Source organism: Myxococcus stipitatus DSM 14675, assembly GCF_000331735.1.
Lineage (GTDB): Bacteria > Myxococcota > Myxococcia > Myxococcales > Myxococcaceae > Myxococcus > Myxococcus stipitatus.
The window spans coordinates 9218936-9241858 of record NC_020126.1 but is presented as its reverse complement, the minus strand read 5'-3'; the positions used below and the strand labels follow the sequence as shown (position 1 = coordinate 9241858).

Annotated in this window: 17 protein-coding genes and 1 pseudogene; 6 read left to right on the top strand and 12 right to left on the bottom strand. The window is 70.4% G+C overall.

What is annotated here, in order from left to right:
- Positions 1-2: 2 nt before the first annotated feature.
- Complete coding sequence (locus tag MYSTI_RS35700) at positions 3-1031, bottom strand: AAA family ATPase (RefSeq protein WP_015352718.1); 1029 nt, start codon at positions 1029-1031, stop codon at positions 3-5.
- Positions 1032-1316: 285 nt separating this feature from the next.
- Between MYSTI_RS35700 and MYSTI_RS45445 the strand changes: the two genes are divergently transcribed.
- Positions 1317-2669, top strand: coding sequence for a hypothetical protein (locus MYSTI_RS45445; protein ID WP_015352717.1), 1353 nt, complete (start codon positions 1317-1319; stop codon positions 2667-2669).
- 16 nt (positions 2670-2685) lie between these two features.
- Positions 2686-2979 (top strand): annotated as a pseudogene (locus MYSTI_RS45025) (SRPBCC family protein); the annotation flags it as partial.
- Between the two features lie 90 nt (positions 2980-3069).
- On the opposite strand, the gene MYSTI_RS35690 reads toward MYSTI_RS45025, so the two are convergent.
- Positions 3070-3420 (bottom strand): hypothetical protein, encoded by a 351-nt coding sequence (locus tag MYSTI_RS35690; protein WP_015352716.1) that lies wholly within the window; start codon positions 3418-3420, stop codon positions 3070-3072.
- Between the two features lie 68 nt (positions 3421-3488).
- Positions 3489-4661 (bottom strand): hypothetical protein, encoded by a 1173-nt coding sequence (locus MYSTI_RS35685; protein ID WP_015352715.1) that lies wholly within the window; start codon positions 4659-4661, stop codon positions 3489-3491.
- Between the two features lie 146 nt (positions 4662-4807).
- On the opposite strand from MYSTI_RS35685, the gene MYSTI_RS45440 reads away from it, so the two are divergent.
- From MYSTI_RS45440 to fliB, 3 genes are read left to right on the top strand one after another with little or no spacing between them, the layout of a single operon-like run.
- Positions 4808-8512, top strand: a complete 3705-nt coding sequence (locus tag MYSTI_RS45440; RefSeq protein WP_015352714.1) for a TIGR02266 family protein — start codon at positions 4808-4810, stop codon at positions 8510-8512.
- 38 nt (positions 8513-8550) lie between these two features.
- Positions 8551-8742, top strand: a complete 192-nt coding sequence (locus tag MYSTI_RS45825; RefSeq protein WP_084668254.1) for a ClpX C4-type zinc finger protein — start codon at positions 8551-8553, stop codon at positions 8740-8742.
- Positions 8743-8756: 14 nt separating this feature from the next.
- A complete protein-coding gene (fliB, locus tag MYSTI_RS35675; RefSeq protein ID WP_015352713.1) occupies positions 8757-10016 on the top strand; it encodes a flagellin lysine-N-methylase in 1260 nt (419 codons plus the stop codon).
- A 21-nt stretch (positions 10017-10037) separates the two neighbouring features.
- On the opposite strand, the gene MYSTI_RS35670 is transcribed toward fliB, so the two are convergent.
- Entirely contained in the window at positions 10038-10658 is a 621-nt protein-coding gene (locus MYSTI_RS35670) for a DsbA family oxidoreductase (RefSeq protein WP_015352712.1), read from the bottom strand.
- A gap of 265 nt (positions 10659-10923) precedes the next feature.
- Here MYSTI_RS35670 and MYSTI_RS35665 point away from each other — a divergent pair, with 265 nt between their 5' ends.
- The gene (locus tag MYSTI_RS35665; RefSeq protein ID WP_015352711.1) at positions 10924-12954 is read left to right on the top strand and encodes a S9 family peptidase; all 2031 of its coding nucleotides are present in this window, start codon (positions 10924-10926) and stop codon (positions 12952-12954) included.
- A gap of 61 nt (positions 12955-13015) precedes the next feature.
- Here MYSTI_RS35665 and MYSTI_RS35660 read toward each other — a convergent pair whose 3' ends face one another.
- From MYSTI_RS35660 to MYSTI_RS35625, 8 genes are all read right to left on the bottom strand, one after another.
- Positions 13016-13294, bottom strand: a complete 279-nt coding sequence (locus MYSTI_RS35660; protein WP_015352710.1) for a hypothetical protein — start codon at positions 13292-13294, stop codon at positions 13016-13018.
- Between the two features lie 49 nt (positions 13295-13343).
- Positions 13344-13772 carry a DUF1622 domain-containing protein gene (locus MYSTI_RS35655; RefSeq protein WP_015352709.1) on the bottom strand — a complete coding sequence of 143 codons (429 nt, stop codon included), beginning with the start codon at positions 13770-13772 and terminating at the stop codon, positions 13344-13346.
- 617 nt (positions 13773-14389) lie between these two features.
- A complete protein-coding gene (locus tag MYSTI_RS35650; RefSeq protein ID WP_015352708.1) occupies positions 14390-16156 on the bottom strand; it encodes a peptidase MA family metallohydrolase in 1767 nt (588 codons plus the stop codon).
- A complete protein-coding gene (locus MYSTI_RS35645) occupies positions 16153-19299 on the bottom strand; it encodes a DUF4175 family protein (protein WP_015352707.1) in 3147 nt (1048 codons plus the stop codon). Before MYSTI_RS35645 ends, MYSTI_RS35650 begins: the two co-directional genes overlap by 4 nt.
- Before the next feature lie 302 nt (positions 19300-19601).
- Positions 19602-20144, bottom strand: a complete 543-nt coding sequence (locus MYSTI_RS35640) for a MarR family winged helix-turn-helix transcriptional regulator (RefSeq protein ID WP_044282372.1) — start codon at positions 20142-20144, stop codon at positions 19602-19604.
- A 298-nt stretch (positions 20145-20442) separates the two neighbouring features.
- A complete protein-coding gene (locus MYSTI_RS35635; RefSeq protein WP_015352705.1) occupies positions 20443-22164 on the bottom strand; it encodes a dipeptidase in 1722 nt (573 codons plus the stop codon).
- A gap of 156 nt (positions 22165-22320) precedes the next feature.
- Positions 22321-22638 (bottom strand): ComEA family DNA-binding protein, encoded by a 318-nt coding sequence (locus tag MYSTI_RS35630; RefSeq protein WP_420811531.1) that lies wholly within the window; start codon positions 22636-22638, stop codon positions 22321-22323.
- A 35-nt stretch (positions 22639-22673) separates the two neighbouring features.
- A complete protein-coding gene (locus MYSTI_RS35625) occupies positions 22674-22922 on the bottom strand; it encodes a hypothetical protein (protein ID WP_015352703.1) in 249 nt (82 codons plus the stop codon).
- Between the last annotated feature and the right edge of the window lies 1 nt (position 22923).

The following is a 22923-nucleotide window of genomic DNA, read 5'->3' as shown; positions in this document are numbered from 1 at the left end:
CGCTAGCCCTTCACCACGGAGAGGAGCTGGTCGACGAGCTTCACGGAGGTGATGCCCTCGCTCTCCGCGGTGAAGTTGGGGAGCACGCGGTGGCGCAGCACCGGACGCGCCAGCGCCCGCACGTCCTCCACCGTGGCCACGAAGCGGCCGTGGAGAATCGCGCGCGCCTTCGCCGCGAGCACCAGGTACTGGCTCGCGCGCGGACCGGCGCCCCAGGACACGTTCTTCGCCACGAAGTCCGGCACGCCGGGCTCCTTGGGGCGGGTGTTGCGCACCAGCTCCACCGCGAAGCGCACCACGTGGTCCGGCACCGGCACGCGCCGCACCAGTTCCTGGAGGGCGAGGATGCGCTCGGGCGAGAGAATCTTCTCGAGCTTCGGCTGCTCACCGCCGGTGGTGCTCTTGACGATCTGCACCTCCTCCTCGGCGGTGGGGTAGCCCACGTCCACCAGGAACATGAAGCGGTCCAGCTGCGCCTCGGGCAGCGGGTACGTGCCTTCCTGCTCGATGGGGTTCTGCGTGGCGAAGACGAGGAAGGGCAGGTCCAGCGGGTACGTGTGGCCGCCCGCGGTGATGCGGTACTCCTGCATGGCTTGCAGCAGCGCGGCCTGCGTCTTGGGCGGCGTGCGGTTCACTTCATCCGCCAGGATGATGTTGGCGAACAGCGGTCCCTGCACGAAGCGGAAGTTGCGCCGGCCCGTGTTGCGGTCCTCTTCCAGGATGTCCGTGCCGGTGATGTCCGACGGCATCAGGTCCGGGGTGAACTGGATGCGGTTGAAGGACAGGTTGAGCACGTCCGCCAGCGTGGAGATGAGCAGCGTCTTGGCGAGACCCGGCACACCGACGAAGAGGCAGTGGCCGCGGCTGAAGAGCGAGATGAGCAGGTGCTCCACCACTTCGCGCTGGCCGACGACGCGCTTCTCAATCTGGCCGACGATGGCGTTGCGAGCCTGGGCAAGCTCTTCGACTGCGCGGAGGTCGTCGCTCGAGGCGTCGGTCGCGGGACGTGGGGCAGGGGCGGCGCTTTCCATGGAAGGAGTCTCTTAGTTCGCGAGCGGCGCTCGGACCAACCGGTTTCCTCCCTGCGCGCCGCCGAGTCGTGAGGTGGCAACCGTTGGAGCGAGGGCCTATTCCTCTGTCATACACTCCGTTCCGGGCCTCCAGGCCCCCGTCGCGCCCCGGCTGCATACCCCCCGGGCGAGGCCAGCCCCCCGAGGGGGAGGGGGAATGCCACGTCGAGGACACGCTGCTTACCGTTTGCGGCGGAGCCGGTTCGCGGGACGCACCAAGGCGAACCCCTGCTCCGGGGAGCGTGCATGCGGTCACAGCGAGCGGGACGTGGGTTCCAAGGCTGGCGGGTGGTGGTGCCGGTGTGCCTCCTCTGGGGCGCGGGCCTGGGCTGCGGCTCGGGCAAGGACGCCCCGGAGCCAGGGGCCCCAGGCAAGGAGGCTCCGTCCGGCACGTCGACCCCCACCCCCGAGTCGACCGCCCAGCCCTCCGAGGCGAAAGAGGCCGCTGTCTGGGGGATTCTGGAGGGCGGGACGCAGGACGACACCGGCACGGGCGTGGCCGTGGGGCGCGGCGGGGATGTCGTCATGGTGGTGTCCCAGACACCCCGGCAGGACGGGGACCGGGCGCCCGTGGCGGGAGAGCGGCTGGGCGTGGTGGTGGCCCGGTACTCGCCGGAGGGGAAGGTCCGCTGGACGCGGGTCCATCCCCGGATGCGGCTGTCGGAGCTGCGCGTGGCGGCGTCGCCGGGCACGGACGGGGCGGTGTTCCTGTCGGGCAACGCGTTCCTCTACTCGGCGAACTTCGGCCTGGGGGAGGCGCAGGACGGCTTCCTGGTGCGCTTCTCCGAGGACGGGATGCCGGAGTGGCAGCGGCGCGTGGGGCAGAAGGTCTGGTCGTCGTCCGCGGACCTGCTGGGGGGCGTGCTGGTGGCGGGCGAGGAGTGGGACGGCGAGGTGAAGGACCCGGTGCTGACGCACTTCGCGGCGGATGGCTCGGTGCGCTGGACGCGGCGGTTCACGGGGACGGAGGAGGGCACATCCCTGCGCGCGGCGGCGGTGGCGCCATCGGGGCGCGCGGTGCTGGCGGGACAGCTGGTGGGGAAGCTGGAGGTGGACGGCAAGTCGTTCGGCGACGAGAACCGCAAGGGCTTCGTGGTGCTCGAGTTCGACGAGGCGGGGAAGCTCGTGTGGGGCCGGGAGGTGCCGGGGGCGAACGGGCGCGTGACGTCGGTGGCGGTGGGGCCGGAGGGATTGGTGACGGTGGCCGGCGACTTCAAGGGGCTCTTGATGTGGGGCGGCACTTCGCTGGGGACGTCCGGCCCGTTCGTGCTGGGCGTGGGCGCGGACGGCGAGGTGCGCTGGCTCAAGCAGCCGGAGTGCGGCGATGAGTCGCGCGAGGGTGTCTCCGCGGCAGTGGATGACGCGGGCTCCGTGGCGGTGGTGTGCGGCGACGTGCTCACCCGCTTCGACGCGGATGGCGCGGGGCAGGAGTCCCGGACGCTGCCACCCCAGGACTGCTCGAGCGGACACTGCGTGCTCTCGGCCACGGGCATCGCGACGGCGCCCGGGCTGGGCTGGGCCGTCACGGGCTGGCAGCGCGATGGCGCCGGCGTCGCGTGGAACCAGGACGCGTTCCTTCGGGTGGTGACACCCCGCTGAGGCGCGACGAGGGTTTGTGCCTGTGCATGCCCGGGCTCCGGCGCGCGTGTGGCGTGCGCTCACGGAGCCCGAGCAGGTCTCCCGCTGGTGGGCCGCCGGCGATATCCGCGCCGAGGTGGGCCACCGCTTCACGATGGATATGGGGCCGTGGGGAAAGCAGCCCTGCGAAGTGCTGGCGGTGGAGCCGGAGCGTTTGTTCCGGTTCCGATTCGCGCTGAACACCATCGTCACTTGGGAGCTCGTGCCGGAGGGGACGGGCACGCGGTTGAAGCTCACTCACGAGGGCTTCGACCTGGATTCTCCCATGGGCCGCCGCGCGTTCGAGGGGATGAAGCCAGGCGGGCCTGGCGTACTCGCGCGGGTGGAGACGGTGCTCGACCGAGGGCTGCTTTCACCCGGCCTACTTGCGGACGAGCAGGTAGTTGGCGAAGCCGTTGTGCCAGAGTCCCTCCCCTTCCCAGGGTCGCATCTTGTATCGGGCGACGACCTGCCACGTGTACTGGTTTATCTGCACCACGTAGCACTCGAACTTGAGGAAGGCGTTGTCCTTCTCGGACCGGGGCTCCTCGAATCCCATATCGCGCGGGGAGACGTGGAGGGCCCAATCATCGACGGTGCCGGAGGGCACGGTGATGTGGCTGCCGTGAGAGACCATTCCCGTGTGGGCGTCCTGCGCGAAGCTTCCTCGAGGCGTGAGCCAGGCGAGGATCGCGAACACCGCCAGGAGGGGCAGTGGGGTGCGGCTTGTCATGGGGACCTGCTTCAAAAAGGGAGCCGTGCCCCCGGGAGGCCTGGAAGCTAGGGTGGCTCGGCTGGGTTTCAACCTGTCCGCACTTCAGGGTGAGCCATTCGTGAGCCGTGCTCCCCCAGCTTCAGATCCCGGTGCAGCCCTTCGTCCCTGCTGACCCGCCAGATTCTCTGGTCCAGATAATAGTGATGCAGCGCGAAGCCCCAGATGAAGCCCGCCATGAAGTCCCGCAGCGTGAGGCCCGCCCCCAGCGCGAGCTTCACGTCGAACACAGCACAGCCCGGGTGCGCGCCGAAGCCGCATCCCAGCCCTCGGTACAGCAGTGTGAAGAGAACTCCGCAGACAGCGTAGATGGCGAAGCGCTGGCTGACCTTGGGCGCCCAGCCGAACGACGCCGTGTCCGCGCCCGGTGAGTGATAGCGATTGCGGTGATAGAACCAGACGACGCCGTGATACTGCACGTTGTGGAACGCCGTCACCGCCACGGCGAACATGATGAAGTCCATTTTCGATGACACGGACGGCCAGAACACCAGCACGGACAGCCCCACCGCCGACGCCATCATCAAGAGCTTGGGCCCGTTCACCGGCTTTCCCGCGCGCCCGAGCCACAGCTGTCTCGCCGCGCTCAAGAGCACCACGGCCAGCACCAGCGTGAAGCAGGCCGCCGCGACGACGGGCTCCCAGGAGGGCTCCCCCGTCAGGCCCAATTGCTTGCGCGCGGTGGGATGGCTCACGGCGAAGGCCACGAAGGGCGCGAGCAGCCCCGTATACAGCGTCACGCGGTCCAGCGTGCGGTCCAGGGGCGAGGCCTCACCCGCCTTGCGCTGATACAGGGACATCAAGCCGTAGTGCTGCCTCACGACATGCCAGTACGCCCAGAGGGCGGCGAAGGTGAGGAACAGCAGGAAGGGCAGCTTCGTCCCCAGCGCGAGCGAGAGGGCGAAGCACGCGGGCCCCACCGCGAACCAGCCCAGGCTGCCCAGGAGCAGCCGGCGCCGCGTCCGCCATTCCCGGGCGTCCAGGTACGTGCGGGACACGGTGGCGAAGAGGTGAGGCCCATCCAGCACCAGGACCCAGGCCCACCACAGCACGAGGCTGCTGACGCCTCCCCAGACGTGGAGCGCCACCAGGGCGAGGCTCGCGCCCGTCCCTCCCAGCGTGGAGAGCAGGTCTTGCCGGCGGTTGACCAGCCAGCGGGCGGGAGGGGCGGCCTGGGACACGGCGAGAGGGGCGGTGCTCATGCGGCGGACTCCTCGCGGGGCTGGGAAGATACAGGAAGGTGCAGGTAGGCCGTGGGCCCACCTGGAGACCCCCTGGGGCCTGGCAACCAACCGAGAGTCCAAAACCTACTTGAGCCGCGTGCTGTGTACCGCGATGGTGGAAGGTCATGGATCAAGGCAGGCGCACCACGGACCGGAAATCAGTGGGTCTGTTGGTGAAGCTCAAGCATGAGAGCGTGGGGAGCTTCGCGGAGGAGTTCGCCACCAACCTGAGCCCGGGCGGGATGTTCATCCGCTCGCGCACCCCGCAGCCCGTGGGGACACCCGTCAAGTTCGAGGTGCAGATCGCCGGAGGTGTGCGCGTGCTGCGCGGCACCGCCGACGTGCGCTGGGTTCGCGAAGTGGGGGACCCCTCGGGGCCTCCGGGCATGGGGCTCCAGTTCCAGGAACTGGACCCGGCCAGCCGCGCGCTCGTGGACATGATGTTGTTGCAGCGTGGCGCGGAGGCGTCCGTGGCCCCCGTGGCGCCGCTGCCCGCGGTTGCTCCGGTCGTGGCGCCGCTGGCTCCCGCGATTGCGCCGCTGACACCCGCGGTTGCGCCCGTGCAGGCGAAGCCCGTGGCGGCTCCGGCTCCGCGTGCGGTGCAGGGGGCGGCGCTCGACTCGCTGTTCGATGACCTGGAGGCTCCTCCGGCGCCCGCGCTGGATGAGGCGTTTGATTTCTCTCCGCCGCCTCCGGCCGCGGAGAGCGACGTGGACATCCCGCTCGATGAGCTCATCGCGAGCACTCCGCCGCCTCCCGATATCTCGGCGGGTGACGAGCCGTTGCCTGGGCTCGACTTCGAGATGGAGGGTGGCGAGGCCCCGATGGCGATGGGGGAGATTCTCGACGAGGCGCCCATCGAGGTGGGCATCACCGTGGAGGTGGAGTCCTCGTCCGCCGCGTCGGCGCCGTCGAAGGTGGGCGTGCCGATGGAGTTCGACCTGGACCTGTCGGAGGCGGCGCTCTCGTCGGCGCCTGTTGCTTCGGTGGGTTCGGCGAAGGCGGGGGGGCTCGAGTTCGAGCTGGATTTGAGTGAGGCGGTGGAGGCGCGCCCGGCGGCGCCTGTATCCGCGAAGGCGGGTGGGGCGGAGTTCGAGCTGGATTTCAGTGATGCGATGGAGGAGCTGCCTCCTGCGCGTCCGCCCGCGAAGGCGGGTGGGGCGGAGTTCGAGCTGGATTTCAGTGACGCGATGGAGGAGTTGCCTCCAGCCGCGCCCGCCGCTCGTCCGAGTGCTCCGCCTCCTGCTCCCGTGGCAGCGAAGGTGAGTGGTGGGTCGACGGAGTTCGACCTGGACTTGAGCGACGCGGTGGAGGAGCTCCCGTCGGCGCCCGCGGTGCGTCCGGTGTCGGCTCCGCCTCCGCCGCCTGTGTCGGCCGTGCGTCCGGCGACTCCGCCTCCGCCGCCTCCTTCGTCTCCGGCGCACAAGCAGAGCAAGGCGAGTCTCGAGTTCGAGCTGGATTTCAGTGATGCGATGGAGGAGCTGCCTCCGGCCGCGCCGCCACCGGATCCGAAGACGTCTCGACCGTTGGGTGGGGCGTTCGAGTTCGACCTCGACGTGTCGGACATGAAGGCGGGGGCCTCGCCTGGAGTGGCGGCTCCGCGTGTTCCCGCGCCGCCGCCTCCTCCTGCCTCCGCGTTCCAGCCGCCGCCTCCTCCGACAGGGTTGCAGTCGAAGGGGGGCGCGGGAGTCTCGCCGCCACCTCCTCCGGGCTTCCAGTCGATGGGGCCTGCTGGCGTTCCGCCTCCTCCACCGATGGGGCACCCGTCGATGGGGGGCGCAGGGGTTCCTCCTCCGCCGCCGGGCTTCCAGTCGGGAGGGCACGCCGGTGTGCCACCGCCGCCGCCCGGCTTTCAGTCGGGAGGGCACGCGGGTGTGCCACCTCCACCGCCCGGCTTTCAGTCGGTGGGCGCGGGAGTCCCGCCGCCGCCGCCGGGCTTCCAGTCGGGAGGGCACGCGGGTGTGCCACCGCCGCCGCCCGGCTTCCAGTCGGTGGGCGCGGGAGTCCCACCTCCGCCTGGGGCTTCACCCTCGCTGCCGAACGTCCGTCGCGAGGCACCTCGTGCCCCGGAGCCGGTCGCGACGCCCACGCTGGTGACGCCGGTCGCGAAGTCGGCGCCCGCGGCCCCGGCCCTCGATGAGCGCGGCCTGCCGAAGACAGTCTTCCTCCCGCCGCCTCCGCACATCGCGGGCACGGGCCCGGTCATCGGCATCGACCTGGGCACCACCAACTCGTGCGTGGCGCTCCTGTCCAACGGGCGGCCCATCGTCCTGCGCTCGCGCGAGGGCTACAACACCATCCCGTCGGTCATCTCGCTCAACAACCAGAACAAGCTGCTCGTCAGCCACCGCGCGAAGAACCAGCTCGTCCTCCGCCCCCAGCACACCATCTACGGCGCGAAGCGACTGGTCGGCCGCCCCTACGACAGCGCCGTGGTGAACCAGGTCCGCGAGCGCTTCCACTACGACATCGTCCCCGATGCCGCGGGACGCGCCGCCGTGCGCATTGGCGACTCGGTGCTCTCGCTCGAGGAAGTGCAGGCCATCATCCTGCGCGAGTGCAAGGAGATGGCGGAGGCCCACCTCAACCAGAAGGTCGAGCGCGCCGTCGTCACCGTCCCCGCGTACTACTCCGAGCCCCAGCGCGAAGCCGTCCGCAAGTCCGGCATCCTCGCGGGCCTCAAGATCGAGCGCATCCTCAACGAGCCCACCTCCGCCGCGCTCGCCTACGGCCTCAACCGCGAGCTCAACAAGAAGGTCCTCGTCTACGACCTCGGCGGCGGTACCTTCGACGCCACCATCCTCAAAATCGAGAAGAACGTCTTCGAGGTGCTCGGCACCGGCGGCGACATCTTCCTGGGTGGTATCGACTTCGACAACCTCATCGTCGACTTCCTCCTCCAGCGCTTCCAGGAGAAGGAGGGCCTCGCCTTCAACGGCGACGGCATCGCCCTGTCGCGCGTCAGCGACGCCGCCGAGCGCGCGAAGATGGCCCTCTCCGAGCGCGCCAGCTTCGAGGTCCACATCCCCATGCTGATGATGGACGACGCGGGCCGCCCCCGGGACTTGCGCGTCGTGATGAACCGCCAGGAGCTGGAGAAGATCTGCGACCCGCTCCTCAGCCGCACCGTGGACGTCGTGCGCGACGTGCTCCTCGACGCGAAGCTCAAGGCCAGCGAGGTCGACGACATCATCCTCGTGGGCGGCATGAGCCGCATGCCGCTCGTGCGCGACAAGCTCAAGGGCCTGTTCGGCAAGGGCCCGCAGGCCAGCGTCAACGCGGACGAGGCCGTGGCGCTCGGCGCGGCGCTGTACTCGGGCTCCGTGGACAAGGTGAGCAGCGTCGTCCTCATCGACGTGCTGCCCATGACGGTGGGCGTGGCCATGCCCGGTGGCGCCTTCAAGCGCGTCATCGAGCGCAACAGCCCGCTCCCCGCCCAGCGCTCCTTCGCCATCAGCACCAACAAGGACAACGAGGAGGTCCTCGAGCTGTCCCTGTTCCAGGGCGAGGACAACCACATCTCCGCCAACGAGTACCTGGGCACCGTGCGCATCGAGGGCCTGCCCAAGGGCCCGAAGGGCTCCGTGCGAGTCGCGGTCACCATCAAGCTGGATTCGGAGTGTGTGCTCCACGTGGAGGCCCGCGAGTACTCCACCCGCAGGGAAGTGAAGGCCACGCTGGCCACGCGCTACTCCCCCGAGGAGCTCCAGAAGCAGCTCCAGGTCAGCAAGGAGTCCGTGAAGGCCGCCGAGGACCGACGCGGCGCGGACCTGAAGGAGCGCGCGGGTGGCTTCTGGCGCTTCGTGAAGAAGGCGCTGGGCCGGAAGTAGTCACGCCACCCCGCGAGGGGTGAAAGGGATTCGTCGTCTTGTCTCAACACTCGCTCCCCCGTCGGCGCTGCTCGTTCTGCGGCGCCTCCGCGCCCCGCGCGGGCCGGCTCCATGCTGGCTCCGCCGGGGCCGCCATCTGTGACTCCTGCGTGGTGCGCTTGTTCGCCCACCTGGACCGAGAAGCCTTCAGTCCCCTCCCGGTCGTGGCTCAGCGGCCGGACAAAGTCTGAACCCGAAGAGGTCCATGTCCGTCACCGCGCCTCGGTACCTGACGCGCTTCCAGTGCCTCACCGAGTCCTGCGAGGACACCTGCTGCGCGGGCCTGGTCGTCCCCGTGAGCCAGTCGCGCTGGCGCATCCTCCAGGACGCGGTGGCCGGAGGGCCGGACGCCGAGCGAGTCCAGTCCTTCGTCCTGCCCGACCCGGGAAGCGGCACGGGCGCGGAGGCCGCGTACATCGCGAAGCGCGAGGACGGGCACTGCACGTTCCTCGATGCGCGCAAGCTGTGCTCGCTGCACCAGAAGTACGGCGAGGCCGTGCTGCCGGACGCGTGCGCCATGTTCCCGCGAGTCCCCACCCGCCGCGCGGAGCGGCTCGAGGTGACGGGCTCGTTCGGCTGTCCCGAAGTGGTCCGCTTGTGTCTGCTCGCGGAGGACGCGCTGGAGCAGGTGCCCGTGGAGGCGTCGCTCGCGGGAAGGCCCGAGCTGGCGCGCGAGCTGGGAAGCGAGGACGCATGGTCGCGACACGCGGACCGGGTGCGCTCCGTGGCGCTGCACCTCCTGGAGCGACGCGAGTTCCCGTTCGCCTCGCGCCTGTTCATGCTCGGTGAGCTGGCGCGAAGGCTGGGGCCCTTCTACTTCCGAGGCACCGAGGCGTTCCGCGAAGAAGGCGCCGACGCCCTCCTGGCCGCGACGCTGAGCGACTTCGAGTCCACGCCAGCGCTCACCGGGTTGCACCAGCAACTGACTTCCATCTCCCTCCCCGGAGGCCCCTGGGCCGCCATCTGCGGCACCGTGCTCAAGTCGCGCCTGGGGTCCGCGGGCAGCGCGCGGTTCCATGGGTGGGCGCGCGGAGTGCTCGACTCCTACGGCGGCGCGGAGGCTTCGCCCGAGGACGTCTGGGCCCTCCACGCCGAGCGCCGCGCGACGCTGGACGCCATGCAGGGCCCTCGCGTGGAGCAGTACTTCCGGCACTACGCGGTGAATCACTGGCTGCGCCTGCCGTTCACCGATGCGCCGTCGCTGATGGACTACGTCTTCAAGCTGACGCTGCGCGCCTCGGTGCTGCGCTGGACGCTGTCAGGGCACCCGACGGTGGCGGCGCTGTGCGAAGCGCGGCCCGACGATGCCCAGGCCCGGCTGGATGCCGCGGCGGTGGAGTGCTTCCAGCTCAGCGCGAAGCACCTCGAGCAATCCCCGGAGCTGCACTCCCTGGCGCACGGCCTCTCGGGCGGCGCGGGTGTGGACGCGCTGCCTCGGATGCTCGTGCTCCTCAACGGCCTCTGAGGAGCACGCGTCCGTCCCCGCTCAGCTCGTGGCGCGAGGCTTCGCGCCCAGCCGCTCCATCGCCTGACGGAACACGGAGTAGTCCTGCGCGCCCTGGATGCCGAAGCGGTCGCCCAGCACGAAGGTGGGCACCGCGGTGACGCCCATCTCCCGGGCCTCGCGCACGGAGTCCTCCACCACCTTCTCGAACTGGCCGCTCTCGACGGCGCGCTGGAGCGCGTCCGGGTCCAGGCCCGCCTCTTCGGCCGCGCCTCGGAGCGTGTCCCACTGCCAGAGGTCCTGACCCTCGCTCCAGTACCGGCGCAGGATGGCGGAGTGGTACGCCTCCAGCTTGCCCTGCGTCCTCGCGTACTCCGTCGCCTGGTGCGCCCGCCGCGTGGAGGGGATGATTTCCCCGTACACCATCGTCAGCCCGGCCTCCGCGGCCCGGACCTTCAGCGGATAGTTCGGGTCCTTGAGCTTCTCGCGGATGTGGGCGGGGAGGGGGAGCCCCTCGGGCGGCGTCTCGGGGCGGAGGAAGTACGGCTTCCAGTCCACCTCGATGTCGAACTCCCGCCGGAGCTTCTTCACCTCCTGGAGGCCGATGTAGCACCAGGGACAGACGAAGTCGGACCAGACGCGGACGGTGATGGGCTCGCTCATGCCCTCTCACTAACCCGGGTGCCGCGCCACGTCATGGCTTCCTCGCGCCAAGGGCTCACCCGCCCGGTCCTCGCGGCGTGGGGGTCCACCCTCCTTGGCCGTGTGCCAGCGCTCTTTCTGGGCGCGCCGGGCATACAGCGGGCGCTCGCATGTTCCGGGGCCCCAAGGTGGACAGCGCCCGGAGGAGCGGGCACGGTCCACCCTCGAAAGCCCCGCCCGTCCGCTTGTCTGGAGGCAAGCGCGCGGGCCTACCCTGGAGGACACCTTGCCGCTGTCGCTAGTCGCGGCCCTGGCACTCGCCGCAGCCCCGGCGCAGGCCCGGACCCAGCCGTTCAACCACCACGACATGGTCTCGATGCGCCGGGTGAGCAACCCGCGCGTCTCCCCCGACGGGAAGCAGGTCGTCTACGTCCTGCGCTCCACGGACCTGGAGGCCAATCGCGGCCGCAATGACCTGTGGCTCGTCAACCTGGACGGGACTGGCTCGCGCCAGCTCACGTCGCATCCGGACTCGGACTCGGACCCCACCTGGGCCCAGGACGGCAAGAGCCTCTTCTTCCTCTCCTCGCGCGGCGGCTCCTCGCAGGTGTGGCGCCTGCCGGTGGACGGCGGCGAGCCGCTCCAGGTGACGCAGCTCCCCGTGGACGTCGGCAGCTTCAAGCTGTCCCCCGACGGCACGAAGCTGGCCGTGGGCATGGAGGTGTTCCCCGACTGCGGCACGCTGGAGTGCACCCCCCAGCGCGAGGCGGAGCGCTCCAAGCGCAAGGCCACCGGCCGCACCTACGACAAGCTGTTCGCCCGTCACTGGGACACGTGGAAGGACGGCCGGCGCTCGCACGTGTTCGTCGTCCCCGTGGCCGGCGGTGCGCCCGTGGACGTGATGAAGGGCATGGACGCGGACGGTCCGACCAAGCCCTTCGGCGGCCCGGAGGAGTACACCTTCACGCCGGACAGCAAGAGCGTCGTCTTCACCGCTCGCGACGTGGGCCGCACCGAGTCCTGGTCCACCGACCTGGACCTGTTCGTGGCCCCGGTGGACGGCAAGCAGAAGCCGCGCAAGCTCACCGAGAAGAACCGCGCCACGGACACCAGCCCCGTGTTCAGCCCGGACGGCAAGACGCTCGCGTACCTGGCGATGTCGCGCCCGGGCTACGAGGCGGACCGCTACCGCGTCATCCTCCGCGCGTGGCCGGGCGGCCAGGAGCGCGTGCTCGCCGAGGACTGGGACCGCTCCGCCGGCTCGCTGGCGTGGAGCGCGGACAGCAAGACGCTCTACGCGGCGGCGAACCACCTGGGCCAGCAGCCCATCTTCGCCCTGGACGTGGCGGGCGGCGTGCGCCAGCTCACGAAGGACGGCACCGCGGACGCGCCGCAGCCGGCCGCCGGGGGCCGCATCGTCTACGTGTATGACGACCTGGACTCGCCCGCGGACCTGTTCGTGATGAACGCGGATGGCTCCGGCGCGAAGCAGGTGACGGACGTGAACCAGGAGGCGCTGGCGCGCGTGCGCTTCGGCGGCTTCGAGCAGTTCGAGTTCCCGGGCTGGAACAACGAGACGGTGCGCGCGTACGTGGTGAAGCCGGTGGACTTCGACCCGAAGCGCCAGTACCCGCTGGCCTTCCTCATCCATGGCGGACCGCAGGGCTCGTTCGGCAACCACTTCCACTACCGATGGAACCCGCAGGTGTACGCGGGCCGCGGCTACGTGGCGGTGATGGTCGACTTCCACGGCTCCACGGGCTACGGCCAGGCCTTCACGGACTCCATCCGCGACGACTGGGGTGGCAAGCCGCTGGAGGACCTGCAGAAGGGCGTGGCGACGGCGCTGCAGCGCTACCCGTTCATCTCCAAGGAGAAGAAGTGCGCGCTGGGCGCGAGCTACGGCGGGTACATGATCAACTGGATTGCCGGGAACTGGCCGGACGGCTTCAAGTGCCTGGTCAACCACGACGGCATCCTCGACGAGCGCATGGGCTACTTCGACACCGAGGAGCTGTGGTTCCCGGAGTGGGAGCACAAGGGCACGCCGTGGGAGAACCCGGACGGCTACGGCAAGCACAGCCCCATCAACCACATCGCGAAGTGGAAGACGCCGATGATGGTGGTGCACGGTGGGCAGGACTTCCGCGTCGTGGAGACGCAGGGCCTGGGCACGTTCACCGCGCTCCAGCGCAAGGGCATCCCGTCCAAGCTCCTCTACTTCCCGGAGGAGAACCACTGGGTCCTGCGCCCCGCCAACAGCCTGCAGTGGCACGACGAGGTGCTGGCCTGGCTGGACCAGTGGACGCGCAAGTAGCGTGAGCAGGTGACACCCCGGGGCCCGCGTCGAGTCAGCGGGCCCCGGTCTGTTTCAGCGCTCAGGGGATGCCGGCGCAGTCGACCAGGCATCGCTCCAGGGCTTCCGCGCAGCTGCGGCCCGACAGGCAGTCGGCGCACTCCTCGACGCGCTCCTTGCGGTCCTTGGTGTTCTTGTCATCAATCCAGTCGTTGATGTCGTCGGCGCACCGGTCCGTGTCGAGGTCGTCGTTGATGCACTCCCGGCGGCGGTCGCAGATGGTATCGGCGTTGCTGGAGCAACCGGTGAGCACCGAGCCGAGGGCCAGCAGGGTCACCACAGTGAGATTTCGGATGGACATGGGGCGGTGTCCTAGCGCACCCGGCTGTCTCCGAAAACTGTCCTGAGCGCTAGTGTCGAGCGCTGGCGCCAGCGGCCTCGGGCCGGGCGAGCTTGCCGGGTGGCGGGGGCAGGGCGGGTGGGGTGGTTGCGGGGCGCTTGCGCTCGGGCTGCCAGGGCCAGCGACCCTCGAGCTCAACGGTGAGGGTGAAGCTGAGGAACGTCCGGATGAGGACGATGACGCCCAGCACGAGGACGCCCGAGAGCGTGGGCTGGTCGCTCACGGTGCGGATGATGTCGGCGGCGACCAGGAACTCCAGGCCGAGCAGGATGGCGCGGCCCAGGTTGAGCCGGAAGCGCCGGTAGGCCTCGGGAGCGGAGAGCCCCTGGCGACGGAACAGCAGGAGCCCCGTGCCGAGCAGGGCGCCCAGCACCATGGAGCCCACGCCCGCGAGCTCCATCAGCCGGGCGGACAGCGAGATGAGCGGCCGGATGTCCATGGCGCCTCCTCGCCTGAATGTAGACACCCGGAGCGCCGCGCTCGAGGAGCGAGGGGTTCAGCGCCCGCCGGCCTGCTCCCGTGGGCGCGAGGACCTGGCTGTGCATGCGTGCGTTGGGATGGGGCCCGTCGCTGCCCCGCGACAGCGAGAGGCGCGCCAACACCCGCGGAGGCGCGGGAGTCATGGTGCCACGCGCTTTCGCGCTGGAGGCTCCACTGCATCCCATGCAGGTCGGAGCGGGAGTGGCGGCTCCTCACTCCATTGCGCTGGAGGCTCGGCAAAGGCAGCGCCTCCGTCGCCAGCGCACACGTGGAGCGGTGCGCAGGCGGCTCGGCAAGGCAGTGCCTCCGTCGCCAGCGCACACGTGGAGCGGTGCGCAGGCGGCGCGGCAAAGGCAGCGCCTCCGTCGCCAGCGCACACGTGGAGCGGTGCGCAGGCGGCTCGGCAAGGCAGTGCCTCCGTCGCCAGCGCACACGTGGGGCGGTGCGCAGGCGGCTCGGCAAGGCAGTGCCTCCGTCGCCAGCGCACACGTGGGGTGGTGCGCAGGCGGCTCGGCAAAGGCAGTGCCTCCGTCGCCAGCGCACTCGTGGAGCGGTGCGCTCCTTCGCGAGGTGCCCTCAGCGCCCCGCGTCTGGAGGTGGCGCCGCCGGTGGTGGCGCCGTGGGCTTCGCGGGTGCGCCGCCCGTCGCGGGCACGGTGGTCTCCGACAGCGCGCCATCGTCACGCAGGAAGCGCTGCGCGAGCTGCTCCACCTCCGCGGGCTTCAAGCCGGTGAGCACCGCCGTGGCCGTCTTCGCGCGCGTCGACAGCGCCGTCTCGCCCAGCGCGTCGTGGATGCGCGTGAGCGCCACGTGAATCTCCGGGTCGAACGGGTCCGACGCGAGCGCCTCCAGGTACGCCGTCTTCGACTTCGGGTAGTCCTTGCGGTGCAGCAGGATGCGGCCCAGGTGGACGTTCGTCGCGGGGGAGCCAGGGTGCACGCGCAGGCTGCCGCGCAGCACGGACTCCGCCTCGTCCAGCCGCTTGAGCTCCAGGAGCGCCAGCGCGTACTTGTTCGAGACGGACTCGTACTTGTCGCCCACCAGCTTGTGCGCCTTGGCGTACTCCTCGGCGGCGGCCTTCACGCGGTTGCGCTCGCGCAGGAGCTCCCCCAGGTGCGCGAACTTGCGCGCCGGCACCTCCGCCACCTCGTTGAAGTCGCCGAAGGAGATTTCACGCCCCTTCTTCTCGCTGTCGTCCTTCACCTTGCCCTTGGCGTCCTCCTTCAACACCACCCGGTCATCGCGAGGCACCAGCTCCGCCGGGAAGGGCTGCTTCTTGATGTGCGCCAGCCACGCCTTCTCGAAGAGGGGGAAGCTCATGCCCATCGCCGCCTCCACCGCCTTCCGGTCCGTCTGCCCCGCCTTCAGCTCGCCCACCACCGCGCGCAGCCCCGCCGCGCCCTTGGACTGGTGCACGTAGTCGATGGCGTAGAACACCTCCGCGAACGCCGTGGCCGCGTCCTCCGCCGTGGGCAGGAGCGCGATGGACGGGTGCATCTTCTCGAACGGGATGAGCGTGTCCGCCTTCACCCGCTTGCCGAGCAGCGCCTGCGTGGAGGGCGTCATCGCCAGGCCCGCCTTGCCGCGCCAGCGCGACTCCAGGAACTTGGCCAGCCCCTCGTGCAGCCAGATGGGCACCGAGTTGCGGCTCATCTGGCTCACCACCAGGTGGATGTACTCGTGCGCCAGCGTGTCCTGCCAGTCGTAGCCCTGCGCGACGGCCTTGGGGCTGGTCACCATCAGCTTGTTGAACTTGCAGATGGCGATGGTGCCCGTGGTGCGAATCTGCTTCTCGGTGAGCGTGCTCACCTTCGACAGCTCGCGCGCGTTGTTCACCACCTCCACGCGAATCTTCCCGCCCGGAGGCGTCCACCCCAGGTCCTCCGCCATGGCGCGGTGGATGCCCTCCAGCGTCTCCAGCGCGTAGGGCACCAGCACCTGCTCCTTGCCCTTGGGGTACAGGAAGACGAAGTGCTCGCTCTCCGCGCGCTCGTGGCTCTTGACGATGTCCCGCGTGTCCTTGGCCAGCCGCAGGTAGCTGCCCGGCTTGTCCTCGATGCGGGCGCCCGTGAGCAGCTCCACCGCGTCGTCGTAGCGGCCCTCCTCGAAGGCCACCCGGCCCTGGAAGTAGTTGAGCGGCTCCACGTCGGCGGGAATCAGCTTCTCCACCTCGGACAGCGCGCGCCGCGCGCCGGGCACGTCCCAGTCATCCAGGCTCTGCTCCACCAGGCCCAGCCGCGTCTTCGCCTCGTCCTTGAGCGCCGCGTCCTGCGCGGCGGCGGGCCCGGCCAGCCCCACCACCAGCGCGAGCACCACCCAGCGATTTCCCAGGCCGTTCCTCACTTCACCAGCTCCTCGTAGTAGCGCTTCACCTGCTCGCGGTACTTCTCCGGCGCGCCCTGCTTCATCGCGTCCAGCAGGTCCTTGCGGAACTCCTTGGGCGCCTGGAAGGCATCCTCGTCCGGCAGCTCCACCTGGTCCTTCGGGTCCCTGCCCGCGTTGCCCTGCTTGCGTCCGCTCATGCCGCCCGGCAAGGGCAGTCCGCCCTTGCGGCCCTTCTGGCCCTGCTGCATCTGCTGCTGGAACTGGCGCAGGCCCTCCAGCGCCGCCTGCTGCTCGCCGTAGCCTCGGCCCGGGTCCTTGCCCTGCATCCGCTGCGCGGCCTCACCCATGCGCTGGCCCACGCCCTCCATCTGCTGCGCGGCCTCCTCGCCGAACAGCGGCGCCGTCTGCTCCATCTCCTCCATCTGCTGACGCAGGTTCTGCGTGCGCTGCTCCAGCTGCTGCTGCTCCTGGGAGAGCTGCTGGAGCTGCTGCTTCTCCTGCTGGGAGAGCTGCGAGCCGGGAGGCGGGAAGAGCGACTGGAGCTGGCGGTTGATGTCCTGCACGTTGCGCGCGTCGCGCTCCAGCCGCTGGGCCAGCTCCGCGGACTGCTGGCGCACCTCGGGCGGGTTGCCGAACATCTCGTCGAGCTGCTTCTGCTGCTCGCCCAGCGTGGACAATTGCCGGGCCGCGTCCTCCGCGCGCGTGGCGGCCTCCGAGGCCAGGTCGAAGTCATTCACCTTCAGCGCGTTCTCCACGTTGCTCAGCTCGGACTGAATCTCCTCCAGCGGGCGCGCGGCGCGGCTGTTGAGGTGCTCCGGGTTGAGCTTGTCGTAGGTCTGCTGGGCCTGCTGCACCTTGCGCATCAGGTCGTCCTTGATGGCCTGGCCGCGCTCGCTCAGCCGCTCCTTGTTCTGCGCCCGGGCCTGGTCGCGCAGCTTGCGCGTCTGGTCCGCCACGCGCTGCTGCTCGTCCACGGTGCCCTTCAGGTCCTCCATGAACTTGCCGAACTTCTCCGCCAGCTCCGGGTACTGCTCCCCGCCGAACTCCTCGTTGGCGTCGTCCAGGCCCTTGAGCATCTCGTCCATCTGCATGCCCAGCTCCTGGAGCTTCGCGAGCGCCTCGTCCGTCTTGCCCTCGCGCATCAGCTTCTCCACGTCGTCCAGGGCGCTTTGCAGGTCCTGGTCCTTCATCATCTCGGACAGGGCCTCGGCGTTGAGGTGCTCGTCGCGGATGCCCTTGCGCATCTCCGCCATGCGCTGCATCAGCTCCTGGATGCGCGCCTTGAGCTGCTGAATCTGCTCCATCACCGCCTGGCGCGCGGACTCGTCCGGGTTCGCCTTGAACTCCTCGATGAGCCGCGACAGCTCGCGCCGCTCCTGCGAGAGCTGCTTGGCCATCTCCTGGAGCGCCTCCAGCTTCTGCCGGTCCAGCAGCGCCTCCAGGTAGAGGATGTCCTTCTCCAGCTCGCCAATCTCCTCCGTCACCACGGCGGACAGGCGGTTGCCGGTGCCCCAGTCCTCGCCCCGCGCGCGCTGCGTGCGCAGGTAGAGGCGGCGGAAGTCCGCGGTGCCGCCGATGTGGCTGCCCAGCGACTCGGAGATGTTGGCGAGCGCGGAGACCAGCTCGGAGGGCACGTCGCGCTCGCGCGACAGCGTCTGCGCCAGGGTGCGCATGTCGGTGATGAGCTGCTGGCCGCTGGTGTCCACCGAGCCCGCGGCGGCGATGGCCTGCGGGTCCTTCTGCTTCTCCCGGTCCGGCCCCTCCAGGCGGTCCGCGAGGTGGTCCACCATGCGGCCCCACAGCTGCTCGGCCTTCTCCAGCGCGGCGCGGTGGTGCTCGGCGGCGGAGTAGATGCGCAGCACCTGCGTGCGGCTGACGCCCTTCTTGGGGCCCTCCACCGCGTCGTTGTCCTGGGCCTCCACGAAGTACGTAATCCGGTCGCCGGGGTCCACCTTGAGCGAGCCCAAGTCCCACGCGTACGTGTCGCGGCTGCGCCGTCCGTCCTCGCGCCGCAGCTGCACGCGCGTGTCCTGCTGCGCGCCCGGCTTGCGGAACACGAGCGACAGGGACGACAGGCCGTAGTCGTCGGTGGCCTCGTACTTGAGCGTCACCTTCTGCCCCGGGTCCACCTCCAGCTCCGCCGCGGGCGTCATCAGCGTCACCTGCGGCGGCTTGTCGGCCTCCACCGTGAGCGAGATGTCCGGGCCCACCGCGAGGGGCTTCTCGCGCTTGCCGTAGAAGACGAAGCGGTAGTGGCCGCTCTGCTTCGCGATGAAGGTGCCCTCCAAGTCCCGGTTGCCGGTGACCTTCAGGGGCACGGACTCGGTGCCGTTGAGGACCAGCTCCGCGCGCTCGATGGCGCGGTCCGAGCGCGTCTTGAGCTGGACCTCGGTGCCCGCGGGCGCGCTCACCGCGCCGTCGGTGCCGGGGACGGTGCGCTGGGACAGGCCCGTGTAGGCGGGGTAGCGGTACGTCAGCTCGATGTCCCCGGTGATGGGCTCCGCCTGGGCCTGCGTCTCCGGCGCGCGCGACACCTCCACGATGCGCTTGAGCCCCGCGCTCCACTTCTCGCCCCAGATGCCCAGCACCAGCGCGAGGAGCAGGAGCCCGCCGAAGCCGAGGAGGCCCGCGCGCTGGACGGGGCGCACGTCGACGATGGCGCGCACGTCCACGGTGCGCACGCGCTGGTCCATCTGCTGGAGGAACGCGTCCGCCAGCTCCGGCGAGCCGTTGGCGTGTCCGCCGCGCTCGCGCATCAGCTCCACCGCGGCCAGCACGTCCAGGGACAGCTCCGGCCGACGCTGGCCCACCCGCCGCGCGGTGAGCACGTCGTCGCCCACGCGCCGCCGCGCGAGCCACAGCCCGAAGACACACGCCAGCGCCACCCCCACCGGCACCGCGATTCCCACGAGGGAGCCGCCCACCCTCGGGGCCACCAGCCCCAGCAGCCCGCCGCCCACCGTCAGCGCGGCGGCGGCCAGCACCCCGAGCGCCGCGCCCTGGAGCCACAGGAAGCGCCGCTGCCGCACGCGCACGGCCTGGAGCAGCGCCTCCACGCCCCGGCCTCGCGAGGACACTCCCACCGGGGTGGGCGCGCTCGGAGGCGGAGGAGGCGGGGGCGGCAGCTCGGGGCCTGGGCTCTGCGGGGTGTCGAGGTTCACGCTGTCCTGTCCGCTCGGAGTCGAGGCAACCCCTGACAGGGGTGCCTATTTCCCGATTCTCTAGCAACGGCCGACGGGCCGCGAGGTGCTTGAGCCTCCGGATTTCTCTTGGGGCGGGTGGGGGGTGTCCGGAGGACGAAGGACGAGGCGGGGGGAGGGTCCGGGAGGCAACGCGCGGCCAGGGCACCAACGGGCCTCGCGGCACGGCGGCGAGGCGGGGCCCTGGGGCATGGTTTCCGCGGGGAAGGCTCAAGGGGCCAGCGGGGGCCGGCCCTCGGGGGTGTGGGTTGCTGCCTTCCTGCTCAGCGAGCGTCCGGCTTGCCGTCCGAGGACTCCTCGGCGGACTCGGCCGGCGCGGGGACGCCTCCCAACTCCTGGGCGAGCGCGGTGAGCACGTCCTGGGTGGCGAGGATGCGGTTGCGCGACATGCGAGCGAGCACCCGCTGCACGGCGGACTCGACGGTGCCCTCGGAGGGGATGTCGAGCGAGCGGCCGGACTCGGTGAGCGCGAACAGCGCCTTGCGTCCGTCCAGCGGGTCCGACTTGCGCTCCAGCAGGCCGCGCTTCTCCAGCCGCTTGAGCACGCCCGTCAGGGTGCTGGGGTGGACATGGAGAATCTGCGCCAGCGTGCCCGCGGTGATGCCGGGGAAGCGTCCCACCAGCCGGATGACCAGCCGCTGCGGACCGGTGAGGCCCAGCGTCGACTCCATCCGCTTCGAGGTGGACTGCAGCCCGTGGTCCACGGCCCACAGCAGCCGCATGAACTCGAGCACTTCACCGAGCGGCGGGCCCTTGAGCCGCTCGCCTTCGTGGGGTTCCGGCTCCCCAGTGGCCGTTTCCTTCATCACTTCATCTTCCTTCACCTGCCGCCTCCCTGTCTCTGCCAAGTCTGTCGCGTCGCAGGAGGTGTATCTCTTCGCGTTCCCCCCGCCGTCCAAAATCCGTTGTGTACCAGTCACCGGCAAGCCGTGTGAGGCTTTCGCATCCCGCCTCGCTCGGGGCTCCCCCGGCGGCTGCCTGGCCGTCCACCCCGGGGGAGGGGTCCTGGAGGCCCTCGCCGGGCTGCTCCCGCCGAGGGGCTCCAGGGGCCAGCCTCCCCAGCGGGTTGCCCGCCAGGGAGGGGTAGGACCGACGCGGTGGGGACTACGGGGCCGGGGCCACGGTGGGCTTCGCGGGCTGGGCCGGCGCCGCCTTGGGGGCGGGGGCGGCCACCGGAGCGGGGGCCGGGGCCGGCTTGGGGGCCTCCGGCTCCGGGGGCATCTGCAGGCTCTTGCCCTTCTCCTGGGCGATGCGGCGGTACCAGCCGTCCGGGTACTTCGGGTGGTTCACCTTGCCCTGCTCGTCGCGGACGTTGCCGTCGATGTACTTCACGAGCAGCGTCTCCCCGAGCTTCTTCCAGCGCGCGTGGACCTTCTCACCCTGCTGGACGGAGTACGTGGTGAGGAAGCGGCGGGCCTCCTCCGGGCTGCGCTTGTAGTGCTCCAGCGCGGTGCGCTCGATGTCCGCCTGGTCCGCCAGGAACTGCCCCTCCAGCGCGCCCTGCTCCTTGTGCACGTCCACGGAGACGTCGCTCCAGCGCGCATAGGCCTGGTTGGACACCCAGTTGAACACCCAGAAGGACGAGTCCCAGGAGAAGGCGCCGCGGCTGGCCACGCCCTGGGAGAAGTTCCGGGGCACCTCGCGGATGCCCGCGTACATGGGCGTGTAGACAGTCATGGACGTGTCATCCACGCCGAACCACAGCACGCCGCCGATGGGGGCCGGCATGGAGGCGCGCATCTGCGCGACGAAGGAGAAGCCCGTCTGCTGCGTGGAGATGGCGCGCTCGTGGACGTACTTCTTGCCGTCCACCTCCCACGTCATGGGCCGCCAGCGGTAGGGCATCGCGTAGGGGCCGGCGCCCACGTCCTTGGACATGTCCAGGGGCGTGTTCTCGAAGTGGTCCCGCATCAGCCCCATGACGTCCTGCACGGACAGCTTCTGGTCCGGCTTCACCCACAGGGGCAGCCGCTTGCCCGGCGCGGAGCCATCCGCGTACTCCGGGCCGAAGTTCCGCGACGGCGCCGCGCGGCGGAAGATGCTCCACACACGCGCCTCGGAGAAGCGCTGCCCGCCGAAGTCGAGCGGGTGGTACGTCTCCGCGAAGCTGAAGTCCTTGTCCGCGCCCTTGAACCAGCCCTTCTCGCGCGCGAACGAGATGACGTCCGGCGAGTAGAGCGTGTTCTCCGGGTCGTTCAGCGGGAACTGCTCGATGCGCGACTGGTTGGCGTGCGCGGTGATGTGCCCTTCGGGCAGCTTGCGCGCCACCCACACCGCGCCCTTCTTCCCCTCGCCCTTGCCAATCATCTCCAGGAGCCAGGCCTCCTTCGGGTCGGCGATGGAGAAGGACTCGCCGGTGGAGGCATAGCCGTGCTCGGCCACCAGCTTCGTCATCACGGTGATGGCCTCGCGCGCCGTCCTGGCGCGCTCCAGCGTGATGTAGATGAGCGAGCCGTAGTCGATGATGCCCGCGGGCCCCTCCAGCTCCTTGCGGCCCGTGAAGGTGGACTCGCCGATGGAGAGCTGGTGCTCGTTCATGTTGCCGATGACGGAGTACGTCACCGGCGCCTCGGGGATGCGGCCCAGGAACTTGCCGGTGTCCCACTCGATGATGTCGCGCTGGGCGCCGGCCGCGTGGCGGCGCGCGGGCGTGTGGTACAGCTCGCCATACAGCTCGTGCGCGTCCGCGGCGTAGGTCATCAGCGTGGCGCCATCCGCCGTGGCGCCCTTGTTGACCAGCATGCTGGTACACGCGAGCACGGGCGGAGCAACCAGCGCGGCCGAGACAGGCAGCGCGGTGAGCAGTCGGGGCAGTCGTCGGTTCATGGGCGCGGATGCTCTACCAGCCGGGTCCCGGATACAAACGTCCCGTGCGCCGTGCCTGGTCGTCCCCCGGGCACGAGGTCGGGTCTCGGCAGGGCCACCGCCCGGGCCACGAGGGAAACCCGGGCGGCGGCACTCACTCCCGAATAAAAGGTCAGGTCAGTTGTTCGCGGCGACCACCTCCTTTCCTTCCAGGGTCGGGGCCACCTGCTCCACCTTCAGCGTGGTGGGGCCGCTCAGGGTCAGGTGGGCCTTGAGCTTGAGGAACTTCTTCCGTCCGAAGCCCTTCACGCGGACGAGCTCCTCCACGCGCTGGAAGGGCCGCTTGCCCCGGTGCTGGATGATGCGCTGCGCCGCCTTCTCACCGACGCCCGGCAGCAGGTCGAGCTCGGAGGCGGACGCCTCGTTGAGGTTCACCACGCCCGAGTACTGGGTGCGCGAGGCGGGGGCCGCGTCCGCCACGCCAGGCCCTCCCATGAAGAGGCCCAGCGCGAGCAATCCCCACGCGGCCCTCACGAATGGCCTCCCACGGGGGCCGCGTCCAGTCCCAGCTCGGGGGCGTACCGGCCGCCCAGCCCCGGCGTGTCCCGCTTCTCCGCCGCCTCCCGCACGTGCAGCTTGCCGTCCAAGGGCAGCACATCCAGCAGCACGTTGAGCGAGCCGTCCTTGTTCACGAACGCGCTGCCCGCGCGCACCCAGATGCTCCCGCCCTTGCCCTCGCGAATGGAAAACACCGCCAATCGCTTCCCCGCCATCAGCATC